The sequence below is a fragment of the Mycobacterium sp. 2YAF39 genome, from assembly GCF_052114565.1.
GTDB lineage: Bacteria > Actinomycetota > Actinomycetes > Mycobacteriales > Mycobacteriaceae > Mycobacterium.
The window spans coordinates 12,797-30,888 of record NZ_JBFREZ010000010.1; the positions used below are offsets into that span (position 1 = coordinate 12,797).

Annotated in this window: 17 protein-coding genes and 2 pseudogenes; 13 read left to right on the forward strand and 6 right to left on the reverse strand. The window is 65.7% G+C overall.

Going from position 1 to position 18,092, the window contains the following annotated elements:
- Positions 1–2: 2 nt before the first annotated feature.
- Entirely contained in the window at positions 3–917 is a 915-nt protein-coding gene (locus AB4Z42_RS23970; protein WP_442011731.1) for an AurF N-oxygenase family protein, read from the reverse strand.
- Positions 918–1,031: 114 nt separating this feature from the next.
- On the opposite strand from AB4Z42_RS23970, the gene cobF reads away from it, so the two are divergent.
- The 4 genes and pseudogenes from cobF (at position 1,032) to AB4Z42_RS23990 (ending at position 3,079) form a co-directional block, all read left to right on the forward strand.
- Positions 1,032–1,787 (forward strand): precorrin-6A synthase (deacetylating), encoded by a 756-nt coding sequence (gene cobF, locus AB4Z42_RS23975; protein WP_442011732.1) that lies wholly within the window; start codon positions 1,032–1,034, stop codon positions 1,785–1,787.
- Between the two features lie 4 nt (positions 1,788–1,791).
- Positions 1,792–2,199, forward strand: a complete 408-nt coding sequence (locus AB4Z42_RS23980) for a phage holin family protein (RefSeq protein WP_442011733.1) — start codon at positions 1,792–1,794, stop codon at positions 2,197–2,199.
- A gap of 16 nt (positions 2,200–2,215) precedes the next feature.
- Positions 2,216–2,461: pseudogene (locus AB4Z42_RS23985) on the forward strand (DNA-formamidopyrimidine glycosylase family protein); the annotation flags it as partial.
- Between the two features lie 159 nt (positions 2,462–2,620).
- Positions 2,621–3,079 (forward strand): zinc finger domain-containing protein, encoded by a 459-nt coding sequence (locus AB4Z42_RS23990; RefSeq protein WP_442011873.1) that lies wholly within the window; start codon positions 2,621–2,623, stop codon positions 3,077–3,079.
- Here the strand turns inward: AB4Z42_RS23990 and AB4Z42_RS23995 are convergent.
- A complete protein-coding gene (locus AB4Z42_RS23995; protein WP_442011734.1) occupies positions 3,072–3,644 on the reverse strand; it encodes a chorismate mutase in 573 nt (190 codons plus the stop codon). The two genes, AB4Z42_RS23990 and AB4Z42_RS23995, sit on opposite strands and share 8 nt — an antisense overlap.
- A 26-nt stretch (positions 3,645–3,670) precedes the next feature.
- Here AB4Z42_RS23995 and AB4Z42_RS24000 point away from each other — a divergent pair, with 26 nt between their 5' ends.
- From AB4Z42_RS24000 to AB4Z42_RS24015, 4 genes are all read left to right on the forward strand, one after another.
- Positions 3,671–4,420 carry an SDR family oxidoreductase gene (locus tag AB4Z42_RS24000; RefSeq protein WP_442011735.1) on the forward strand — a complete coding sequence of 250 codons (750 nt, stop codon included), beginning with the start codon at positions 3,671–3,673 and terminating at the stop codon, positions 4,418–4,420.
- Between the two features lie 46 nt (positions 4,421–4,466).
- Complete coding sequence (locus AB4Z42_RS24005; protein WP_442011736.1) at positions 4,467–4,877, forward strand: hypothetical protein; 411 nt, start codon at positions 4,467–4,469, stop codon at positions 4,875–4,877.
- A 103-nt stretch (positions 4,878–4,980) separates the two neighbouring features.
- Positions 4,981–5,289: a helix-turn-helix transcriptional regulator gene (locus AB4Z42_RS24010; protein ID WP_442011737.1), complete on the forward strand. Its 309-nt coding sequence runs from the start codon at positions 4,981–4,983 to the stop codon at positions 5,287–5,289.
- The gene (locus AB4Z42_RS24015; protein WP_442011738.1) at positions 5,264–5,815 is read left to right on the forward strand and encodes a hypothetical protein; all 552 of its coding nucleotides are present in this window, start codon (positions 5,264–5,266) and stop codon (positions 5,813–5,815) included. Before AB4Z42_RS24010 ends, AB4Z42_RS24015 begins: the two co-directional genes overlap by 26 nt.
- A 48-nt stretch (positions 5,816–5,863) precedes the next feature.
- Here AB4Z42_RS24015 and pgi read toward each other — a convergent pair whose 3' ends face one another.
- The gene (gene pgi, locus AB4Z42_RS24020) at positions 5,864–7,531 is read right to left on the reverse strand and encodes a glucose-6-phosphate isomerase (protein ID WP_442011739.1); all 1,668 of its coding nucleotides are present in this window, start codon (positions 7,529–7,531) and stop codon (positions 5,864–5,866) included.
- Positions 7,532–7,579: 48 nt separating this feature from the next.
- Between pgi and AB4Z42_RS24025 the strand changes: the two genes are divergently transcribed.
- Both AB4Z42_RS24025 and AB4Z42_RS24030 read left to right on the forward strand, forming a co-directional pair.
- Positions 7,580–9,028, forward strand: coding sequence for an NAD-dependent succinate-semialdehyde dehydrogenase (locus AB4Z42_RS24025; protein ID WP_442011740.1), 1,449 nt, complete (start codon positions 7,580–7,582; stop codon positions 9,026–9,028).
- Positions 9,029–9,114: 86 nt separating this feature from the next.
- Positions 9,115–11,043, forward strand: a complete 1,929-nt coding sequence (locus AB4Z42_RS24030; protein WP_442011741.1) for an acyltransferase family protein — start codon at positions 9,115–9,117, stop codon at positions 11,041–11,043.
- A 57-nt stretch (positions 11,044–11,100) separates the two neighbouring features.
- Here AB4Z42_RS24030 and AB4Z42_RS24035 read toward each other — a convergent pair.
- Positions 11,101–11,391: pseudogene (locus AB4Z42_RS24035) on the reverse strand (chorismate mutase); the annotation flags it as partial.
- 228 nt (positions 11,392–11,619) lie between these two features.
- Between AB4Z42_RS24035 and pcrA the strand changes: the two are divergent.
- Positions 11,620–13,932, forward strand: coding sequence for a DNA helicase PcrA (gene pcrA / locus AB4Z42_RS24040; protein ID WP_442011742.1), 2,313 nt, complete (start codon positions 11,620–11,622; stop codon positions 13,930–13,932).
- Positions 13,933–14,008: 76 nt separating this feature from the next.
- Here the strand turns inward: pcrA and AB4Z42_RS24045 are convergent, their stop codons facing one another.
- Entirely contained in the window at positions 14,009–14,578 is a 570-nt protein-coding gene (locus tag AB4Z42_RS24045; protein WP_442011743.1) for a hypothetical protein, read from the reverse strand.
- Positions 14,579–15,646, reverse strand: coding sequence for a M23 family metallopeptidase (locus tag AB4Z42_RS24050; RefSeq protein WP_442011744.1), 1,068 nt, complete (start codon positions 15,644–15,646; stop codon positions 14,579–14,581).
- A gap of 275 nt (positions 15,647–15,921) precedes the next feature.
- Between AB4Z42_RS24050 and sucC the strand changes: the two genes are divergently transcribed.
- Entirely contained in the window at positions 15,922–17,085 is a 1,164-nt protein-coding gene (gene sucC, locus AB4Z42_RS24055) for an ADP-forming succinate--CoA ligase subunit beta (RefSeq protein ID WP_442011745.1), read from the forward strand.
- 12 nt (positions 17,086–17,097) lie between these two features.
- Positions 17,098–18,000 (forward strand): succinate--CoA ligase subunit alpha, encoded by a 903-nt coding sequence (gene sucD / locus AB4Z42_RS24060; protein ID WP_442011746.1) that lies wholly within the window; start codon positions 17,098–17,100, stop codon positions 17,998–18,000.
- Positions 18,001–18,092: the final 92 nt, after the last annotated feature.

Genomic DNA, 18,092 nt, shown 5'->3' on the forward strand with positions numbered 1-18,092 from the left:
CGCTAGCTGTCGCTCTTCGCGCGAGCGCTCATCGGAAGAAACCCGGTTCGACGCCACATGCGGCGGGCGATCGGCCCCAGCAATCCGACCTCATCGAGGAAGGCGGCCAGGGGCGCGAATCCCGAGATCTGCGTTTCGTGGCGGTGCGGGCTGCGGCGCGCGATGCGGCGGGCCTGCCGGGCGTCCAGCCCGACGCGCCGGTACGGGACCTTGCTGCTGAACAGGAACCGGAAGAAGTACCCGCCGAGTCCGTTGATGTTGGCCACGAAGAACTTCGGCGCCCACCGCATGGTGGGGGTTCGCTTACGCAGTCCGTCGCGCGCGAACTGAATGTGGCGGGCTTCCTCGGTGACGTGAATACGCATGAGGCGCTGAACCATTGGCTGCAGCTCGGGATCATCCAGCATCTGCCGCTGCAGCGAGTCGAAGATCTCTTCGCCGATCAGCGCCGCCATCCACAGCACCGGCCCCTGGAACGCGAACGGCAGCAGGTTGATGATGAAGCGCTGGTAGTAATGTGGCCGCACCGGCTTCGCACCCACTCGTTCGATCGCCTTGCCGAACATGACCATGTGCCTGGTCTCGTCGCCGAGTTCGGTCAACTCGTAGTGGGTGGCACTGGCCGTCGGATCCTGGTGCATCATCTTGCGCAGCAGCGCCTGATTGAGGATGTTCTCGAACCAGATGCCCGCCGAAAGGGTGTTCACCAACTCCTCGCGGGACAGTGCGATCTGCTGCTCGCGCGTCATCGCGTCCCACATCGGTGTGCCGTAGATCGAAACGGTCTCCGGCGGCAGGAAGAACTTGTCGGGATCCAGCGGCTCATCCCAGGCGATGTCGACCACGGGCGCGTAGGACTTCTTGACGGAGCCCTTCAGCAATCGCTCGGCGAACTGCTGGCGAGTGGGTGCGGTCATCAGCGACGGTCCCTTCGTCGACGTTGGTGAAAAGGTAATTTCCCAGACGCCAAGATGTCAATACCCCCGGTACCGCATACCTGCGGTATGGCCAGGTCATGACATACTCCCCGCGTGACTCGTCGGATCCACGTCATCGGCATCGGTGCCGGAGATCCGGCCCATGTGACAGCCCAGGCGGTCGACGCACTGAACGACACTCAGGTGTTCTTCGCGATGGACAAGGGCGATACGAAAGACGATCTGGTCGCGTTGCGCCGGCTGATATGCGACCGGTTCATCCGCGAGCCCGGGTACCGATTCGTCGAGTTGCCCGACCCGCCGCGAGACCGGGCCGCCTCGGACAGTCCCGCCTACCGGCAGGTGGTCGCCGACTGGCACGCCCAGCGGGCCGAGGTGTGGGCCGACGCGATCGAGAACGAACTCGAACCCGGCGGAGTGGGTGCATTCCTGGCGTGGGGCGACCCGTCTCTGTACGACAGCACCCTGCGAATCCTGGAGACCGTCGCGGCCCACGTCGACATCGACTACGACGTTATTCCCGGCATCACCGCGATCCAGGTGCTCACTGCCCGACATCGCATACCGCTCAACGACATTGGCGAGCCGGTGCTCATCACCACGGGGCGGCAGCTACGCGACAACGGATTGTCGGGCAGCGCGGTGGTGATGCTGGACGCGGACTGTTCCTTCCAGGGCTGCCCCGCCGAGACTCGCATCTGGTGGGGCGCCTACCTCGGCACCGCCGACGAGATGCTGGTCGCGGGAACCGTCGGCGAGGTCGGGGACAGAATCGCCGAACTTCGCGCCGAAGCCCGATCCCGGCGCGGTTGGATCATGGACACCTACCTGCTGCGTTCGGCAGACTGAGCGCATGGGGTCGTTCCTGCTGCGTGCGGCATTGACGGGATTGTCGCTTTGGCTAGTCACGCTGATCGTTCCCGGCATCCGGTTCGACGGCTTCGATTCGACGCTGCAGGAAGTCGGCGTCATCTTCGTCGTCGGCGTGATCTTCGGTCTGGTCAACGCGGTCATCAAGCCGATCGTGCAGTTCATCTCCATCCCGCTGTACATCCTCACGCTCGGGCTGATCCACATCGTGATCAACGCGCTGATGCTATGGATCACGGCGTGGATCACCGAGCACACCACCCATTGGGGCCTTTTCATCGACAAGTTCTGGTGGACCGCGATCTGGGCCGCGATCGTGTTGTCGATCGTGGGCTGGCTGCTGTCGCTGATCATCGACAGCGACGAGGATGAACGCGTCAGGCGGGGCTGACCGGCACACTGGACTCATGCCTGAACTTCCGGAGATCGAAGCGCTGGCCGATCATCTGCGTCGGCACGCCGTTGGGCTGACCATCGGGCGAATCGACGTATCGGCGTTCTCGGTGCTGAAAACGTTCGACCCGGCGATCTCGGTGCTCCACGGGCAAACGGTCACCGGAGCCAACCGCTGGGGCAAGTACCTGGGGCTGGAGTCCGGCGACCTGCATCTGATCACGCACCTGTCGCGTGCGGGCTGGCTGCGGTGGTCCGACAAACTCGCGCCGGCGCCGCTGAAGCCCGGCAAGGGGCCGATCGCCTTGCGGGTGCATCTCGGAACGCCGGGGGAGGCAGCAGGTTTCGACCTGACCGAGGCCGGAACCCAGAAACGGCTGGCGGTCTGGCTGGTCGACGACCCCGCCAAGGTTCCCGGCATCGCGGCGCTCGGGCCCGATGCGTTGGATCTGTCGGCGGAGGATCTCGCGAGAGTCCTTGCGCCCAACAGCGGCCGGATCAAGACCGTGATCACCGACCAGAAGGTGATCGCGGGCATCGGCAACGCCTACAGCGACGAGATCCTGCACGTCGCCAAGCTCTCCCCGTTCGCGACGGCGGGCAAGCTGACCGATGCTCAACTCGCAGCGCTGCACGACGCGATGATCTCGGTGCTCACCGATGCCGTGTCGCGTTCGGTCGGGCAGCAGGCCGCCACGCTCAAGGGGGAGAAGCGGTCAGGGCTTCGCGTGCATGCGCGCACGGGTCTGCCGTGTCCGGTGTGCGGCGACACAGTGCGTGAAGTCTCGTTCGCGGACAAGTCGTTTCAGTACTGCCCGACATGTCAGACCGGCGGCAAGGTGCTCGCCGACCGGCGAATGTCGCGACTGCTCAAGTAGGCAGGCAGAACGAGCGGGTCGCCGTCCACAGCGCCTGCTGATACATCGGATCGAGTCCGCGCGCGGCGATCACGGCCGCCTTTGCGTCGGACAGATCCTGACCGCAGCCCTGGCTGTGCAGTGAATTCCAGTGCAGGGCAATCTCGTCGACCAACGTCTTGTTGAATCCGTCGATCTGTGCGCGTGACGCTGAGAGGTCCGGCGCGGTTGTCGGAGCTGTCCCAGGATCCAACTTCCACTGGCCGAAGCGGGTGTACTGGATTCCCTCGCTCGTGGAGATCTGATCGGTGAAGACCGTCCGCACATATGCCGGTTCGATGCCGTGCGCTGTCGCGTCGGCTCCTGCCGCATCGAGCACCTTGTTGGCACGTTCGGGGTCGGTGATCGCGCCGCCGTTGATCCACTTGGTGGCTGCCACCGGATCCGCGGTCGCGAGGCGTTGGGCCGCGGTATCCACCAACTGATAGAAGGGAAGGACGGGCTGGGCCGACGCGGGCGGGGCCACGCCGAACTGGCCGGCGAGCAGGGCAACGCCCAGAAAAAGTGCAATTCGATTCGGGATCACGCAACCATCATGCATAAGCTACCGGCGTGACACGGCAGAAGATCCTGATTACGGGCGCGAGCTCAGGTCTCGGAGAAGGTATGGCCCGCGCATTTGCCGCCAAGGGCCGCGACCTCGCGCTGTGCGCCAGGCGCATCGACCGGCTCGACGAGCTGAAGGCCGAGCTTCAGACCGCGCATCCCGGCATCTCGGTGGCCGTCGCCTCGCTCGACGTCAATGACCACGATCAGGTGCCCAAGGTCTTCGCCGAACTCTCCGACGAATTGGGCGGCATCGACCGCGTCGTCGTCAACGCGGGGATCGGCAAGGGTGCGCCGTTGGGGTCGGGCAAGTTGTGGGCCAACAAGGCCACCATCGAGACGAATCTCGTTGCGGCGCTTGTGCAGATCGAGACCGCGCTCGAAATGTTCAAGGCCTCCGGTGGCGGACACCTGGTACTGGTTTCATCGGTGCTCGGCAACAAGGGTGTGCCGGGAGTGAAGGCCGCCTACGCGGCGAGCAAGGCCGGTGTGACGTCGCTCGGAGAATCGCTGCGGGCCGAATACATCAACGGTCCGATCAAGGTGACCACGCTGGAGCCGGGATACATCGAATCCGAGATGACGGCGAAGTCGGCGTCGACGTTGTTGATGGTGGACAACGCAACCGGAGTCAAGGCGATGGTCGACGCGATGGAGCGCGAAACCGGCCGCGCAGCGGTCCCGTGGTGGCCGTGGGGACCGTTGGTGCAGCTGATGCGTGTGCTGCCGCCACGGCTTGCGCGCCGTTTTGCTTAGAGATGCTTGATGTTTAGCGCTGAGGTGGCTGTGGTAGCCCACCCTTATGAACGTGAAGATGAAGTTGACGCCTTTCCTGTTCGCTGGTGCTGCGGCCGCTGCGATCGCCGCTGCGCCCCTTGCCGGTGCCCAGCCGGCGCCGCCGTGCGTAAACGCTGACGGCACTGCGTGCTCCAGTGTCGGTACTGCCGGTCCCGGCGGGGCCGCGGGTGCCATTCCCGGTGGACCGGGCGGTGAAGCCAACGCTGGTGGTGCCAGTGGCGTGATCCCGGGTGGTCCTGGCGGTAGCGCCGGTCCCGAAGGTGCCAGTGGCGTGATTCCTGGTGGTCCGGGCGGTGCAGCTGGGCCTGAGGGCGCAACCGGCGCGATCCCGGGTGGCCCGGGCGGCACGGCTGGCCCGGGTGGTGCCAGCGGTTGCATCCCGAACGTGGGTTGTGCCACCATTCCCGCCGGCTAATATCCGAATTCGACTCCAGCGCGGCGCATGTCCTTGATGGGCATGCGCCGCGTTTTTTTGCGGAGACTTGACAAGTCGTTGGGTTTTCACAACAGTATGTTGTATGAGTCCGGTGAGACGAGGCGCAGCCCTTCCCATCCACAACCGCATCGGCGTGCTGCGCGCGGAGCGGCGGATGACTCGGACGCAGCTCGCGGAGTTGGTGAACGTCAACCCGCAGACGGTCGGCGCTTTGGAACGGGGCGATCACTTTCCCAGCCTCGATCTGGCGTTCCGGATCTGCGACGTCTTCGAGCTGCCCGTCGAGGCGGTGTTCTCGCGGACCGCGTTTGCGCCCCTGTCCACCGAGCTCTACCGAAAGCCCGCACCAGAAGGAGGCCAAGCCGATGTCCAACTCGACCGCGCAGACTAATCCGACGCTTATCGATCGGTACCAGGACTACCGCACCCGGCGGTTCCTCAAGTTTCAACGCAAGCACGCGCGTGCTCTTCCGGGCTGGCGCACGCAACGACGCCGTCGCACCCTCGTGGTCGCGTTGGCGGTCACGTTCGCCTTCATGGCCGTGGTAAGTGTGATGTGCGCGTTCGGGATTGGGTGGGCGCCGTTGCTCTGGCTGCCGGCGTGCATGCTCTTCTTCCCCCTGTGGATCGTGCTGCAGGTCGTGTCCGGCAGACAGGGTGACGCACCGGAGGCCGCGCTCGACGAGTACGAGATGCAGCAGCGCAACAGTGCGCGGTCGATCGGCCTCACGGTCACGCAGTACCTGATGCTGCTGCCGATCTTCTACTTGATTTTCGGCTCGGTGATCACCGGGGGAACTGATGTCGACATGGCGTACGCCGGCGGTTTGATGGCGACGACGGTGCTGCTGATCGGCGGTTGTCTTCCCGCGATGATTCTCGGCTGGATCCGGCGGAATCCGGACGCCGAGGTGTGATTTCGGCGTGCTGAGTCACGCTGAGCGTGACCAGGCACGCCGAAATCACTAGGCGGAGCGGCCGCGCTCGGTCCGGTAGTGACGCACCAGCGCATCGGTCGAGGAATCCGACTGCTCGGCAGGGGAGTCGTCGTTCGTGATCACCGGCAGCAGCGCCTTGGCCTGAGTCTTGCCAAGTTCCACACCCCACTGATCGAACGAGTCGATACCCCAGACGACGCCCTCGGTGAACACCTGGTGTTCGTACAGGGCGATCAACTGACCCAGGGCTGATGGTGTCAGCTTGGTCGCCAATATCGATGTGCTGGGCCGATTGCCCGGCATCACCTTGTGCGCAACGACATCCGCCGGTGTGCCCTCTGCGGCGATCTCCTCGGCGGTCTTGCCGAACGCCAGCACCTGCGTCTGGGCGAAGAAGTTGCTCATCAACAGGTCGTGCATGCTGCCGGTGCCGTCGGCGGTCGGCAGATCATCGGTGGGCTGGGAGAACCCGAGGAAGTCGGCGGGCACCAGCCGGGTGCCCTGATGCAGGAGCTGATAGAACGCGTGCTGGCCGTTGGTTCCCGGTTCGCCCCAGAAGATTTCTCCGGTGCTCGTGGTCACCGGTGAGCCGTCGGCGCGCACCGACTTACCGTTGGACTCCATGGTCAGCTGCTGTAGATAGGCCGCGAAACGCGACAGGTCGTTCGAATACGGCAGCACCGCACGGGTTTCCGCGCCGAAGAACTCGTTGTACCAGAGCCCGATCAAGCCGAGCAGCGCAGGCGCGTTGGCTTCCAGCGGTGCGGTGCGGAAGTGCTCGTCGATGACGTGGAATCCGGAAAGGAACTCGGCGAACCGCTCACGGCCAATTACTGCCATCACGCTCAATCCGATTGCGCTGTCGACGGAATAGCGGCCGCCGACCCAGTCCCAGAAGCCGAACATGTTGTCGGTGTTGATGCCGAAGTCGTCGACCAGCTTCTTGTTCGTCGACACCGCCACGAAGTGCTTCGACACGGCCGCGTCGCCGAGCGCGTCGGTGAGCCAACGGCGCGCGGCCGTCGCATTGGTCAGCGTCTCCAGTGTTGAGAAAGTCTTCGACGCGACGATGAAAAGCGTTGTCGCAGGATCGAGTCCATCGAGTTTGGCCACCAGGTCGGCGGGGTCGACATTGGACACGAACCGCGCAGAGATGCCCGCGTCCGCGTAGTGCCGCAGGCCGAGGGTGACCATCGCGGGACCGAGATCCGAACCGCCGATGCCGATGTTGACGACCGTCCTGATGCGTTCACCGGTGGCGCCGGTCCACTCGCCGCTGCGCAGCCGGTCGGTGAAGTCGCCCATCTTGTCGAGCACCTCGTGCACGTCGGCGGCGACGTTCTGACCGTCGACGGTCAGCTCGGCGCCCCGCGGCAACCGCAGCGCGGTGTGCAGCACTGCCCGGTCTTCCGAGGTGTTGATATGCACGCCGGAGAACATCGCGTCGCGGCGTTGCTCCAACCCTGCCGTGCGCGCCAGGTCGATCAGCATCGACAACGTCTCACGGGTGACGCGGTGCTTGCTGTAGTCGATGTACAGATCGCCGACCGTCAACGCCAGTTCCGTGCCGCGGGCGGGATCTTCGGCGAACAGTTCGCGCAACGGCTTGTTGCCGATATCGTCGTGATGCCGTTGCAGGGCCTGCCATGCGGCAGTGGTGGTGATGTCGGGAATCTGCTGTGTCTCGGCGGTCATGTAGCCGACCTTAATGCGGCTAAATGTCCAAAGGTGTAAGAGAGAGTTATGGATACCGCGAAGCTGCTGTCGTCTGTGCCCACCGGTCTATGGATCGGCGGTGAGGAACGCCAGGGTTCCTCGAAGTTCGACGTACTCGACCCGTCCGACGACTCGGTGCTGATCTCCGTCGCGAACGCCACCGCCGAAGACGCGGTTGCCGCGCTGGACGCCGCGTGCGCGGTGCAGGCTGAGTGGGCCGCCACCCCGGCACGGGAGCGCGGCGAAATCCTGCGGTCGGTGTTCGAGACGATCACCGACCGCGCCGAAGACCTCGCGACCCTGATGACGCTCGAGATGGGCAAGGTCCTGCCCGAGAGCATGGGCGAGGTCAAGTACGGCTCCGAGTTCTTCCGCTGGTTCGCCGAGGAGGCGGTGCGCATCGCGGGCCGGTTCACCCCGAGCCCGGCGGGCACCGGCCGCATCCTCGTCACCAAGCAGCCGGTCGGGCCCTGTTACGCGATCACACCGTGGAACTTCCCGCTGGCCATGGGAACCCGCAAGATCGGCCCGGCATTCGCGGCCGGTTGCACGATGATCGTCAAACCGGCGCAGGAGACGCCGCTGACGATGCTGCTGCTGGCGAAGCTGATGGACCAGGCGGGCCTGCCCAAGGGCGTGCTTTCGGTGCTGCCGACCAACAGCCCAGGACCGGTCACCGAAGCCCTCATCAACGACGGCCGGCTGCGCAAGCTGACGTTCACCGGATCGACGGGCGTCGGCAAGGCGCTGGTCAAACAATCGGCGGACAAGCTACTGCGCACGTCGATGGAACTCGGCGGCAATGCGCCCTTCATCGTGTTCGACGACGCCGACGTGGATGCCGCCGTGGACGGCGCGATCTTGGCGAAGATGCGTAACGGCGGAGAGGCCTGCACGGCGGCCAACCGGTTCCACGTCGCCAACTCGGTACGCGACGAGTTCACCGACAAGCTGGTCAAGCGGATGAGCGAGTTCACGCTCGGCAAGGGCATCGACGAGTCGTCGACGCTGGGCCCGTTGATCAACGCCAAGCAGGTCGCGACCGTCGAGGATCTGGTGTCCGACGCGGTGTCGCGGGGCGCAACCGTTGCGGTCGGCGGTGTCGCCCCCGGCGGCCCGGGCAACTTCTACCCGGCGACCGTGCTGGCCGACGTGCCCGCGGACGCCCGCATCCTCAAGGAGGAGGTGTTCGGGCCCGTCGCGCCGATCACCGGCTTCGACACCGAGGAGGAGGGCATCGCCGCGGCCAACGACACCGAGTACGGACTGGCGGCCTACATCTATACCCAGTCGTTGGACCGCGCGCTGCGTGTCGCCGAAGGTATCCAGTCCGGAATGGTAGGCGTCAACCGCGGCGTGATCTCCGACCCGGCAGCGCCGTTCGGCGGCGTCAAGGAGTCCGGATTCGGTCGAGAGGGCGGCTCCGAGGGCATCGACGAATACCTCGACGTCAAGTACATCGCCCTGACGAAATAGCGGCTGCGGGTCGCTGCCCGCAATAGGTCCGTCCGGCACGGCGTGTCGGGACTTTCGCGTCTGCTCACGCGGGCAAGATTTCGGCAGTGCGCACCGCTGAAAGCCGTCGGGGAATCCCCGCGTTGGACGGCCTCAGGGCCGTCGCGGTCGCGCTTGTGCTTGCCGACCACGGCGGCATCCCCGGGTTGTCCGGCGGCTTCCTCGGTGTCGACGTGTTCTTCGTCCTCAGCGGCTTCCTGATCACGTCGCTCTTGCTCGACGAGCATCGCAACACCGGACGCATCGGGCTGACGGGCTTCTGGATTCGGCGCGCCCGCCGATTACTGCCCGCGCTGCTCGTGATGGTGCTCGCGGTGGTGGCTGCCCGTGAACTCTTCTCACCCGAATCGACGGCAACCCTGCGGGACGACGCCGTCGCCTCGCTCTTCTGGGTGTCCAACTGGGCCTTCGTCGCCCAGCGCACCGACTACTTCGCGCAGGGCGCGCCCCCGTCTCCGCTGCAGCACACCTGGTCGCTCGGCGTCGAGGAGCAGTACTACCTGCTGTGGCCGCTCCTGCTGATCGCCGTCGCCGCGCTGTTCTGGGCACGCATGCGACTGGCGGTGTTCGTGGCGTCCACCGTCGGCGTCATCGCCTCGGCGACCGCGACCATCGTGCTCACCACTGACTCGACGTTGAACCGGATCTATTTCGGGACCGACTCCAGGGCACAGGCGCTGCTCGTCGGCGCCGCCGCAGCGGCATTGTTCGTGCGGGACTGGTCGGTGCTCAACGACGGCGGCTCGCTGATCCGGACGCGCTGGGGCCACATCGTCGCGCGGATTCTGCCCTTCATCGGGCTGGCGGTGCTGGCCGCGGCGGCGCACTACGCGACGGGCAGCGTCAGCGATTTCCGCAGTGGCCTGCTGATCATCGTGGCGATCGCGGCCGTGCTCGTCGTCGCACCCGTCGCGTTGGAGCAGGAGGGGCCCGTCGCGCGGGCGCTGTCGTGGCGGCCGCTGGTGGGACTCGGCGCCATCTCCTATGGCGTGTACCTGTGGCACTGGCCCGTCTTTCTGGTCCTCAATGGCGAGCGCACCGGGTGGTCGGGCTGGCCGTTGTTCGCGCTGCGCTGCGCGGTGACGGTGGCGCTGGCCGCAGCGTCGTGGTGGGTGGTGGAACAACCGATCCGCCGCTGGCGCCCGGTGTTCGTCCCGATGCTGCCGCTCGCGGGTGCGACCGCCGCGACCGCCGCGGTCTTCACGATGACGGTGTTGCCGGTGGGCGTGAAACCCGAAATGTCGCTGGGCCCGGCGATCGATTCTGCGGCACTGGTCGCGCCGGAGGTGCCCGTCGAAGTCCGTCGGCCGTCGGCACACGATCCCGGCACCCGCACCGTCGCAGTGTTCGGCGACTCGGTGGCGTGGACGATGATGCGCTACCTACCGCCGACGCCGGGACTCGCGTTCACCAATTACACGACGATCGGATGCGGTATCGCCCGCGGCGGCCCCTACCGGTACGTCGGCCAGATGCTGAACCAGAAACCCGAATGCGACGCCTGGCCGAGCCGGTGGTCGCAGCGGATCAACCATGACCGGCCCGATGTGGTGCTGTTGATCGTCGGCCGCTGGGAGGTGGTCGACCGGATGAACGAGGGCCGTTGGACCGACATCGGCGACGCCGGTTACGAGGAGTATCTGCGCGGCGAACTCAACCGTGCGCTGGACATTCTCGGGTCGACCGGCGCGCGGATCGTCGTCACCAACGAGCCGTACAACCGGCGTGCCGAAAAGCCGGACGGCAGCTTGTATCCCGAGGACGACCCTGATCGCGTCGACGAGTGGAACGCATTGCTGCGCAGCGTCGTCAAATCACGCCCGAATGTGACGTTGCTCGATCTGAACGACAAGCTCGGGCCGAACGGTGTCTACACCAACTGGGTGGACGGCATCCGCATGCGCAGCGACGGCGTGCACCCGACACCGCAGGCGGTGGAGTGGTTGACGCCGTGGCTGACCGACGCGTTGCGCTGAGTGATTTCGGCGTGCGCAGTCACGCTGAGCGAGACCCAGCACGCCGAAATCGCTGAATTAACGGCCGAGGCGACCGCGGCCAAGGCGGAGAAGCAGCATCGCCAGATCCTTGCCCTCAGGTCCGAGTTCGCTGTAGCGCTCGATGACCTTCATCTCACGGTTGTGCACCAGGCGGGTGCCGCCGGACGCCATCCGGGCCCTGCCGATGAGCTTCGAGACCTCGGTGCGGCGCTTCACCGCTGCCAGGATCGCCGCGTCCAACTCGTCGATTTCCTGACGGAGGTCGTCTATGTCTGGCAACTGTTCGGCTTCGATCTGCTGGATAGTCATGATGTCGGTGTTCTCCGCTTCTCGTTGTGTGCGGGCGGTTTGCTAGCCGGTTTCGGGCCTCACACAAGAGACGAGCCCCGGATCCGGAAGTGGACCGCGGGGCTTGGCAAAGCAGCTAAACCTCGGGCACCACTTGCCGGTACCCGTAGAAAAATCGTCCTTGCTGCGTGAGCACACATCGAGTGTGCCATCAAAGGCCGCGCCGACGCAAAGTTGTCGCTGCGCAGCGGTAAGTTCAGAGGTGACATGCCTCCATCCCCCGCGGCCACCGAGACCGACCAACTCCTCGACGGACTGAACCCTCAGCAGCGACTGGCGGTGCTGCACGAGGGGTCGCCGCTGCTCATCGTCGCCGGGGCCGGTTCGGGTAAGACGGCCGTGCTGACCCGTCGCATCGCCTATCTGCTCGCCGCCCGCGAGGTCGGCGTCGGGCAGGTGCTGGCCATCACGTTCACCAACAAGGCCGCCGCGGAGATGCGCGAGCGGGTCGTCAACCTGGTCGGCCCGCGCGCCCGATCCATGTGGGTGTCGACGTTCCACTCCACGTGCGTGCGAATCCTGCGAAATCAGGCCTCGCTGCTGCCCGGGCTCAATTCGAACTTCTCGATCTATGACGCAGACGACTCGCGACGGTTGCTGCTGATGATCGGCAAAGACATGGGGCTGGACACCAAGCGCTACTCACCGCGGTTGCTGGCTAACGGGATCTCCAACCACAAGAACGAGCTGATCGGCCCCGAACAGGCGGCGGCCGAGGCGTCGGAGGCCGGTGAGGAGCTGCCGCGCATCATCGCCGACGTCTACGGCGAATACCAACGGCGCCTACGTGCGGCCAACGCGCTGGACTTCGATGACCTCATCGGTGAGACAGTCGCTGTGCTGCAGGCTTTTCCGCAGATCGCGCAGTACTACCGGCGGCGGTTCCGCCACATCCTGGTCGACGAGTATCAGGACACCAACCACGCGCAGTACGTCCTGGTGCGCGAGCTCGTGGGAAGGGAGAGCCCGGGAGACGATCCGGCCGCTGTGGCGCCGGCCGAGTTGTGCGTCGTCGGCGACGCGGACCAGTCCATCTATGCCTTCCGCGGCGCGACCATCCGCAACATCGAAGACTTCGAACGCGACTACCCCAACGCCACAACGATTCTGCTGGAACAGAATTACCGCTCGACGCAGAACATCCTGTCGGCGGCCAACTCGGTGATCTCGCGCAACGCCGGCCGGCGCGAGAAGCGGCTGTGGACAGACTCCGGCGAGGGTGAGCTGATCGTCGGCTACGTCGCCGACAACGAGCACGACGAGGCGAGATTCGTCGCCGGGGAGATCGACGCACTGGCCGACCGGGGCGACATCACGTACAACGACGTCGCGGTGTTCTATCGCACCAACAACTCCTCGCGTGCTCTGGAAGAGGTGTTCATCCGGGCTGGCATTCCCTACAAAGTCGTTGGCGGCGTTCGCTTTTACGAACGCAGGGAGATCCGCGACATCGTCGCGTACCTGCGGGTGCTGGACAATCCCGGTGACTCGGTCAGCATGCGGCGCATCCTGAACACCCCACGGCGGGGTATCGGCGACCGCGCCGAGGCGTGTGTGGCGGTCTACGCCGAGAACACCGGGGCCAGCTTCAACGACGCACTGCAGGCTGCCGCCGACGGCAGGGTGCCGATGCTGAACACCCGCTCGGAGAAGGCCATCGCGGCGTTCGTGACCATGATCGACGAACTGCGCGGACGTCTCGACGGTGAACTCGGCGAGCTCGTCGAGGCAGTGCTCGATCGCACCGGCTACCGCACCGAGCTCGAGTCATCGAACGACCCGCAGGATCTCGCCCGGCTCGACAACCTCAACGAATTGGTCAGCGTCGCACACGAATTCAGCACCGACCTGGCCAACGCGGAGGCGCTCGGCGAGCCCGAGGACGAGGACATCCCCGACACCGGAGTGCTCGCGAAGTTCCTCGAGCGAGTGTCGCTGGTCGCGGACGCCGACGAGCTGCCGGAGCACGGCGCAGGCGTGGTGACGATGATGACGCTGCATACGGCCAAGGGGCTCGAGTTCCCGGTGGTGTTCGTGACGGGCTGGGAGGACGGCATGTTCCCGCACATGCGGGCGCTTGGCGATCCGACCGAACTCTCCGAGGAGCGACGGCTGGCCTATGTCGGCATCACCCGCGCCCGCCAGCGGCTCTACGTCAGCCGGGCCAAGATCCGCTCGTCGTGGGGGCAGCCGATGCTCAATCCGGAATCGCGCTTCCTCAAGGAGATTCCGCAGCATCTGATCGACTGGCGGCGTACGGATCCGGGTCCGTCAATGCCCGCACCGATGAGCGGAGCGGGCCGATTCGGCACACCGCGCCCGTCGCCGACGCGGTCGGGTGCAGGCAAGCGGCCGCTGCTCGTGCTCGAGCCGGGCGATCGGGTCAACCACGACAAGTACGGCCTCGGCCGCGTGGAAGAGGTCTCCGGTGTCGGCGAATCGGCGATGTCGCTCATCGACTTCGGCAGCGCGGGGCGCGTCAAGCTGATGCACAACCACGCCCCGGTGTCCAAGCTCTAGCTCGTCTTGTCGGTATCTACGTTTTGCAGGTCTCCACTCGTACTCTCCCTGCAATACGTGGATAGCGTTGCGCGGCTTAAGGTCTTCCCCACCGAGCCGTAGCGGGCAGCAGCGCGACCGCGATCGTCGCCAGCGGAAGCACAGGGATGGCGTACACCACCGGCGGCAGCTTGGCGCCGGCGACGAACAGGCTGGAGAAGATCAGCAGTGCGACGACCGCGCCGACGATGACCAGCAGGCGGCTCGCCCGGCGCCGCAGCAGCAGCCCGATCAGCCCGGCGATGAGGGCAGCGGCCGAGATCGCGGTCAGGAACGCCACGGCCACGCAGAACAGCAAGTCGGTCTCCCACCAACCGGTGATCAGGTCGGTGGCGATGACGGCCGTGGACCAGCCGCTGAGAATGCTCAAGATGGCGGTCGCGATCGAGGTGCGCGGGTTGGGCCACGGCGTCGGGGAGCCCACGGGCGTGGGTCTGGCGCGCGGGATGTAGCCAGTCTTCGGCTCTGCGGCGTCGGCGGCGGGGAACTCCCCGGTGGGGTGCCTGCGGATGATGGTCGTCCGCGGGTCCGCGCCGACGGGGATTTCACCTGTGGGATGTCGGCGGATTATGCCTGTAGAACTGGGTTCGTCGTCGTCGCTGGCCACTCAGCCAGAGTAAGCGCCGAGCGAGAGTCCGCGTTTCGCGAGCCAGCCGACCGGGTCAACGCGGTCGGTGCCGTTGAGAAGCACCTCGAAGTGCAGGTGGGGACCGGTCGAGTTGCCGGTGTTGCCCATCTTGGCGATCTGGTCGCCAGCCCACACGCGCTGCCCGACCTCGACGTTCCACGCGCTCAGGTGGCCGTAGAGCGTCACGGTGCCGTCGGCGTGCCGCAGCTTGACCCAGTTGCCGTAACCGCCCGTCGGCCCCGCGGCGATGACGACACCGTCGGAGGCCGCGAGAATCGGTGTTCCGATCGAGTTGGCGAGGTCGATGCCGCCGTGCAGCACGCCCCAGCGGTAACCGAAGCCCGACGTCCACGTGCCCTTGGTCGGCATCACGAACATCGGCCGCTGCAGCCGGGCCTCGCGTTCTGCGCGCTCCTGGGCGAACGCAGAGGCCTTGGTGACCTCCTCGGCGTGCACGGTCGAGTCGATCGTCGACGAGACGGACACGACCTGCATGCCGTCCGACGAGCCGGTGAACGCGCCGGCGCCGCTGAGCGAGGCGTGGTCCGCGGCCAGCACGGTCGCGGGAGCCTCCTTGGACGCGTTGGCCATCGTGTACGCACCCGCAGCAGTTGCGCCGACCGCCATCGCGGCGACCATCAATCGGCCCTTGACCGGTACCTCTTGCTTGCGGTGCGCGCCCTTGTGGCCGGCGATGGCGATGATGTCGGTCGCGGCATTGCCGTCGCTTACGTCGGTGTGGCTGTCCCGGTACGCGCGAGATGCACGGCGTTCGTCGCGCGGATCACGGCGGAATTCGGCGGGCACAGCCAGTCGCTGCGGTAGCTGGTCGTCGGTGTCGTGTAGGTCGTCGAGCTCGGGGGCGCGGTTGATCTGCGCCTCGCGATCGAACGCACTGTTCTCGCAAAAATCGAGGTCAGCAAGGTCACCGAACTCGTTGAACGGAATGATGTCGGTGACTTCGGCGGGTTGCTCGGCGGCGCGACCGATGATTTGCCGATTCGTCGACACTCCTGCCGGAGATCTGGACGAACGGTGCTGCGCCAACCTGAAAGTCCCTCTGCTCGTGATCAGTTCGTTATCAACCTAGACCAGAGGCACGTTAACCAAATCCCAATGTTGGTGGCAACCCGAAGGCTTATTCCACCGGAGAATGTGACGTGTATCACCTATGCCATGCGGTGAGATCCACCACATGACAGGTGGGCGGTTCTGAGGTCGCAACGTCGTGTGGATAAAGTTCCCCCGAGCCCGTCAGGGGTAAACAACTTCACCTCATGCTCGCCAGACACGCTTCACAGACAAGGGATGTTTCAGAGCCCATGGACCTTTTCGAATACCAAGCCAAAGAGCTGTTCGCCAAGCACAACGTGCCCACCACACCCGGCCGTGTCACCGACTCCGCCGATGACGCCAAGGCGATCGCCGAGGAAATCGGCAAGCCCGTCATGGTCAAGGCACAGGTGAAGGTCGGCGGACGCGGTAAGGCCGGCGGCGTGAAGTACGCCGCGACCGCGGACGACGCATTCACCCATGCGCAGAACATCCTCGGTCTCGACATCAAGGGCCACGTCGTCAAGAAGCTGCTGGTCGCCGAGGCCAGCGACATCGCCGAGGAGTACTACATCTCCTTCTTGCTCGATCGTGCCAACCGCACCTACCTGGCCATGTGCTCGGTCGAGGGCGGCATGGAGATCGAAGAGGTCGCGGCGACCAAGCCCGACCGGCTCGCCAAGGTGCCCGTCGACGCCGTCAAGGGAGTCGACCTCGCCACGGCGCGCTCGATCGCCGAGCAGGGCCACCTGCCCGCCGAGGTGCTCGACGCGGCCGCAGTGACCATCCAGAAGCTGTGGGAGGTGTTCGTCGCGGAGGACGCCACCCTGGTGGAGGTCAACCCGTTGGTGCGCACGCCCGACGACCGGATCCTCGCGCTCGACGGCAAGGTCACGCTCGACGCGAACGCCGACTTCCGGCAGCCCGGGCACGCGGAGTTCGAGGACAGGGACGCGACCGACCCGCTGGAGCTCAAGGCCAAGGAGCACGACCTCAACTACGTCAAGCTCGACGGTGCCGTGGGCATCATCGGCAACGGCGCCGGGCTCGTCATGTCGACGCTGGACGTCACCGCGTACGCGGGGGAGAAGCACGGCGGCGTGAAGCCGGCCAACTTCCTCGACATCGGTGGTGGCGCGTCGGCCGAGGTGATGGCCGCGGGGCTGGACGTCATCCTCAACGACGCTCAGGTCAAGAGCGTCTTCGTGAACGTGTTCGGCGGCATCACCTCCTGCGACGCGGTCGCCACCGGCATCGTCAACGCGCTGAAGATTCTCGGCGACGAGGCCAACAAGCCGCTGGTGGTCCGGCTCGACGGAAACAACGTCGAAGAGGGCCGCCGCATCCTGGCCGAGGCCAACCACCCGCTGGTCATCCAGGCCGACACCATGGACGCCGGTGCCGACAAAGCCGCCGAGCTGGCGAACAAGTAAGGGACTCTTGACATGTCGATCTTTCTTAACAAGGACTCCAAGGTCATCGTCCAGGGCATCACCGGCGGCGAGGGCACCAAGCACACCGCGCTCATGCTCAAGGCGGGCACCCAGCTCGTCGGCGGCGTCAACGCGCGCAAGGCTGGAACCACGGTGTCGCACAAGGACAAAGACGGCAACGACGTCGAGCTGCCGGTCTTTGGTTCGGTCGCCGAGGCGATGAAGGAGACGGGTGCCGACGTGTCGGTCGTCTTCGTGCCGCCGAAGTTCGCGAAGGACGCGATCATCGAGGCGATCGATGCCGAGATCCCGCTGCTTGTCGTCATCACCGAGGGAATTCCGGTGCAGGACAGTGCTTATGCGTGGGCATATAACGTCGACAAGGGTCAGAAGACCCGGATCATCGGCCCCAACTGCCCGGGCATCATCACGCCGGGTGAGGCGCTGGCGGGCATCACGCCGGCCAACATCACCGGCTCGGGCCCGGTGGGCCTGGTGTCGAAGTCGGGCACGCTGACCTACCAGATGATGTTCGAGCTGCGTGATTTCGGCTTCTCGACGGCGATCGGTATCGGCGGTGACCCGGTCATCGGCACCACCCACATCGATGCCATCGAGGCCTTCGAGAAGGATCCCGAAACCAAGGTGATCGTGATGATCGGCGAGATCGGCGGGGACGCCGAGGAGCGGGCGGCCGATTACATCAAGGCCAACGTCTCCAAGCCGGTCGTCGGCTATGTCGCGGGCTTCACCGCGCCCGAAGGCAAGACCATGGGCCACGCCGGCGCCATCGTGTCGGGTTCGTCGGGCACCGCGCAGGCCAAGAAGGAAGCCCTCGAGGCCGCCGGCGTCAAGGTGGGCAAGACCCCGTCGGAGACCGCTCGCCTCGCGCGGGAGATCCTGAAGGGCCTCTGAGTCCCCGCGTTCGTGCGGAGTGAGATGCGCCGCAGAATTAGGAACACGTTCTAGTAATCGATTAGCCTGACGAATTAACACTCGTCAGGAGG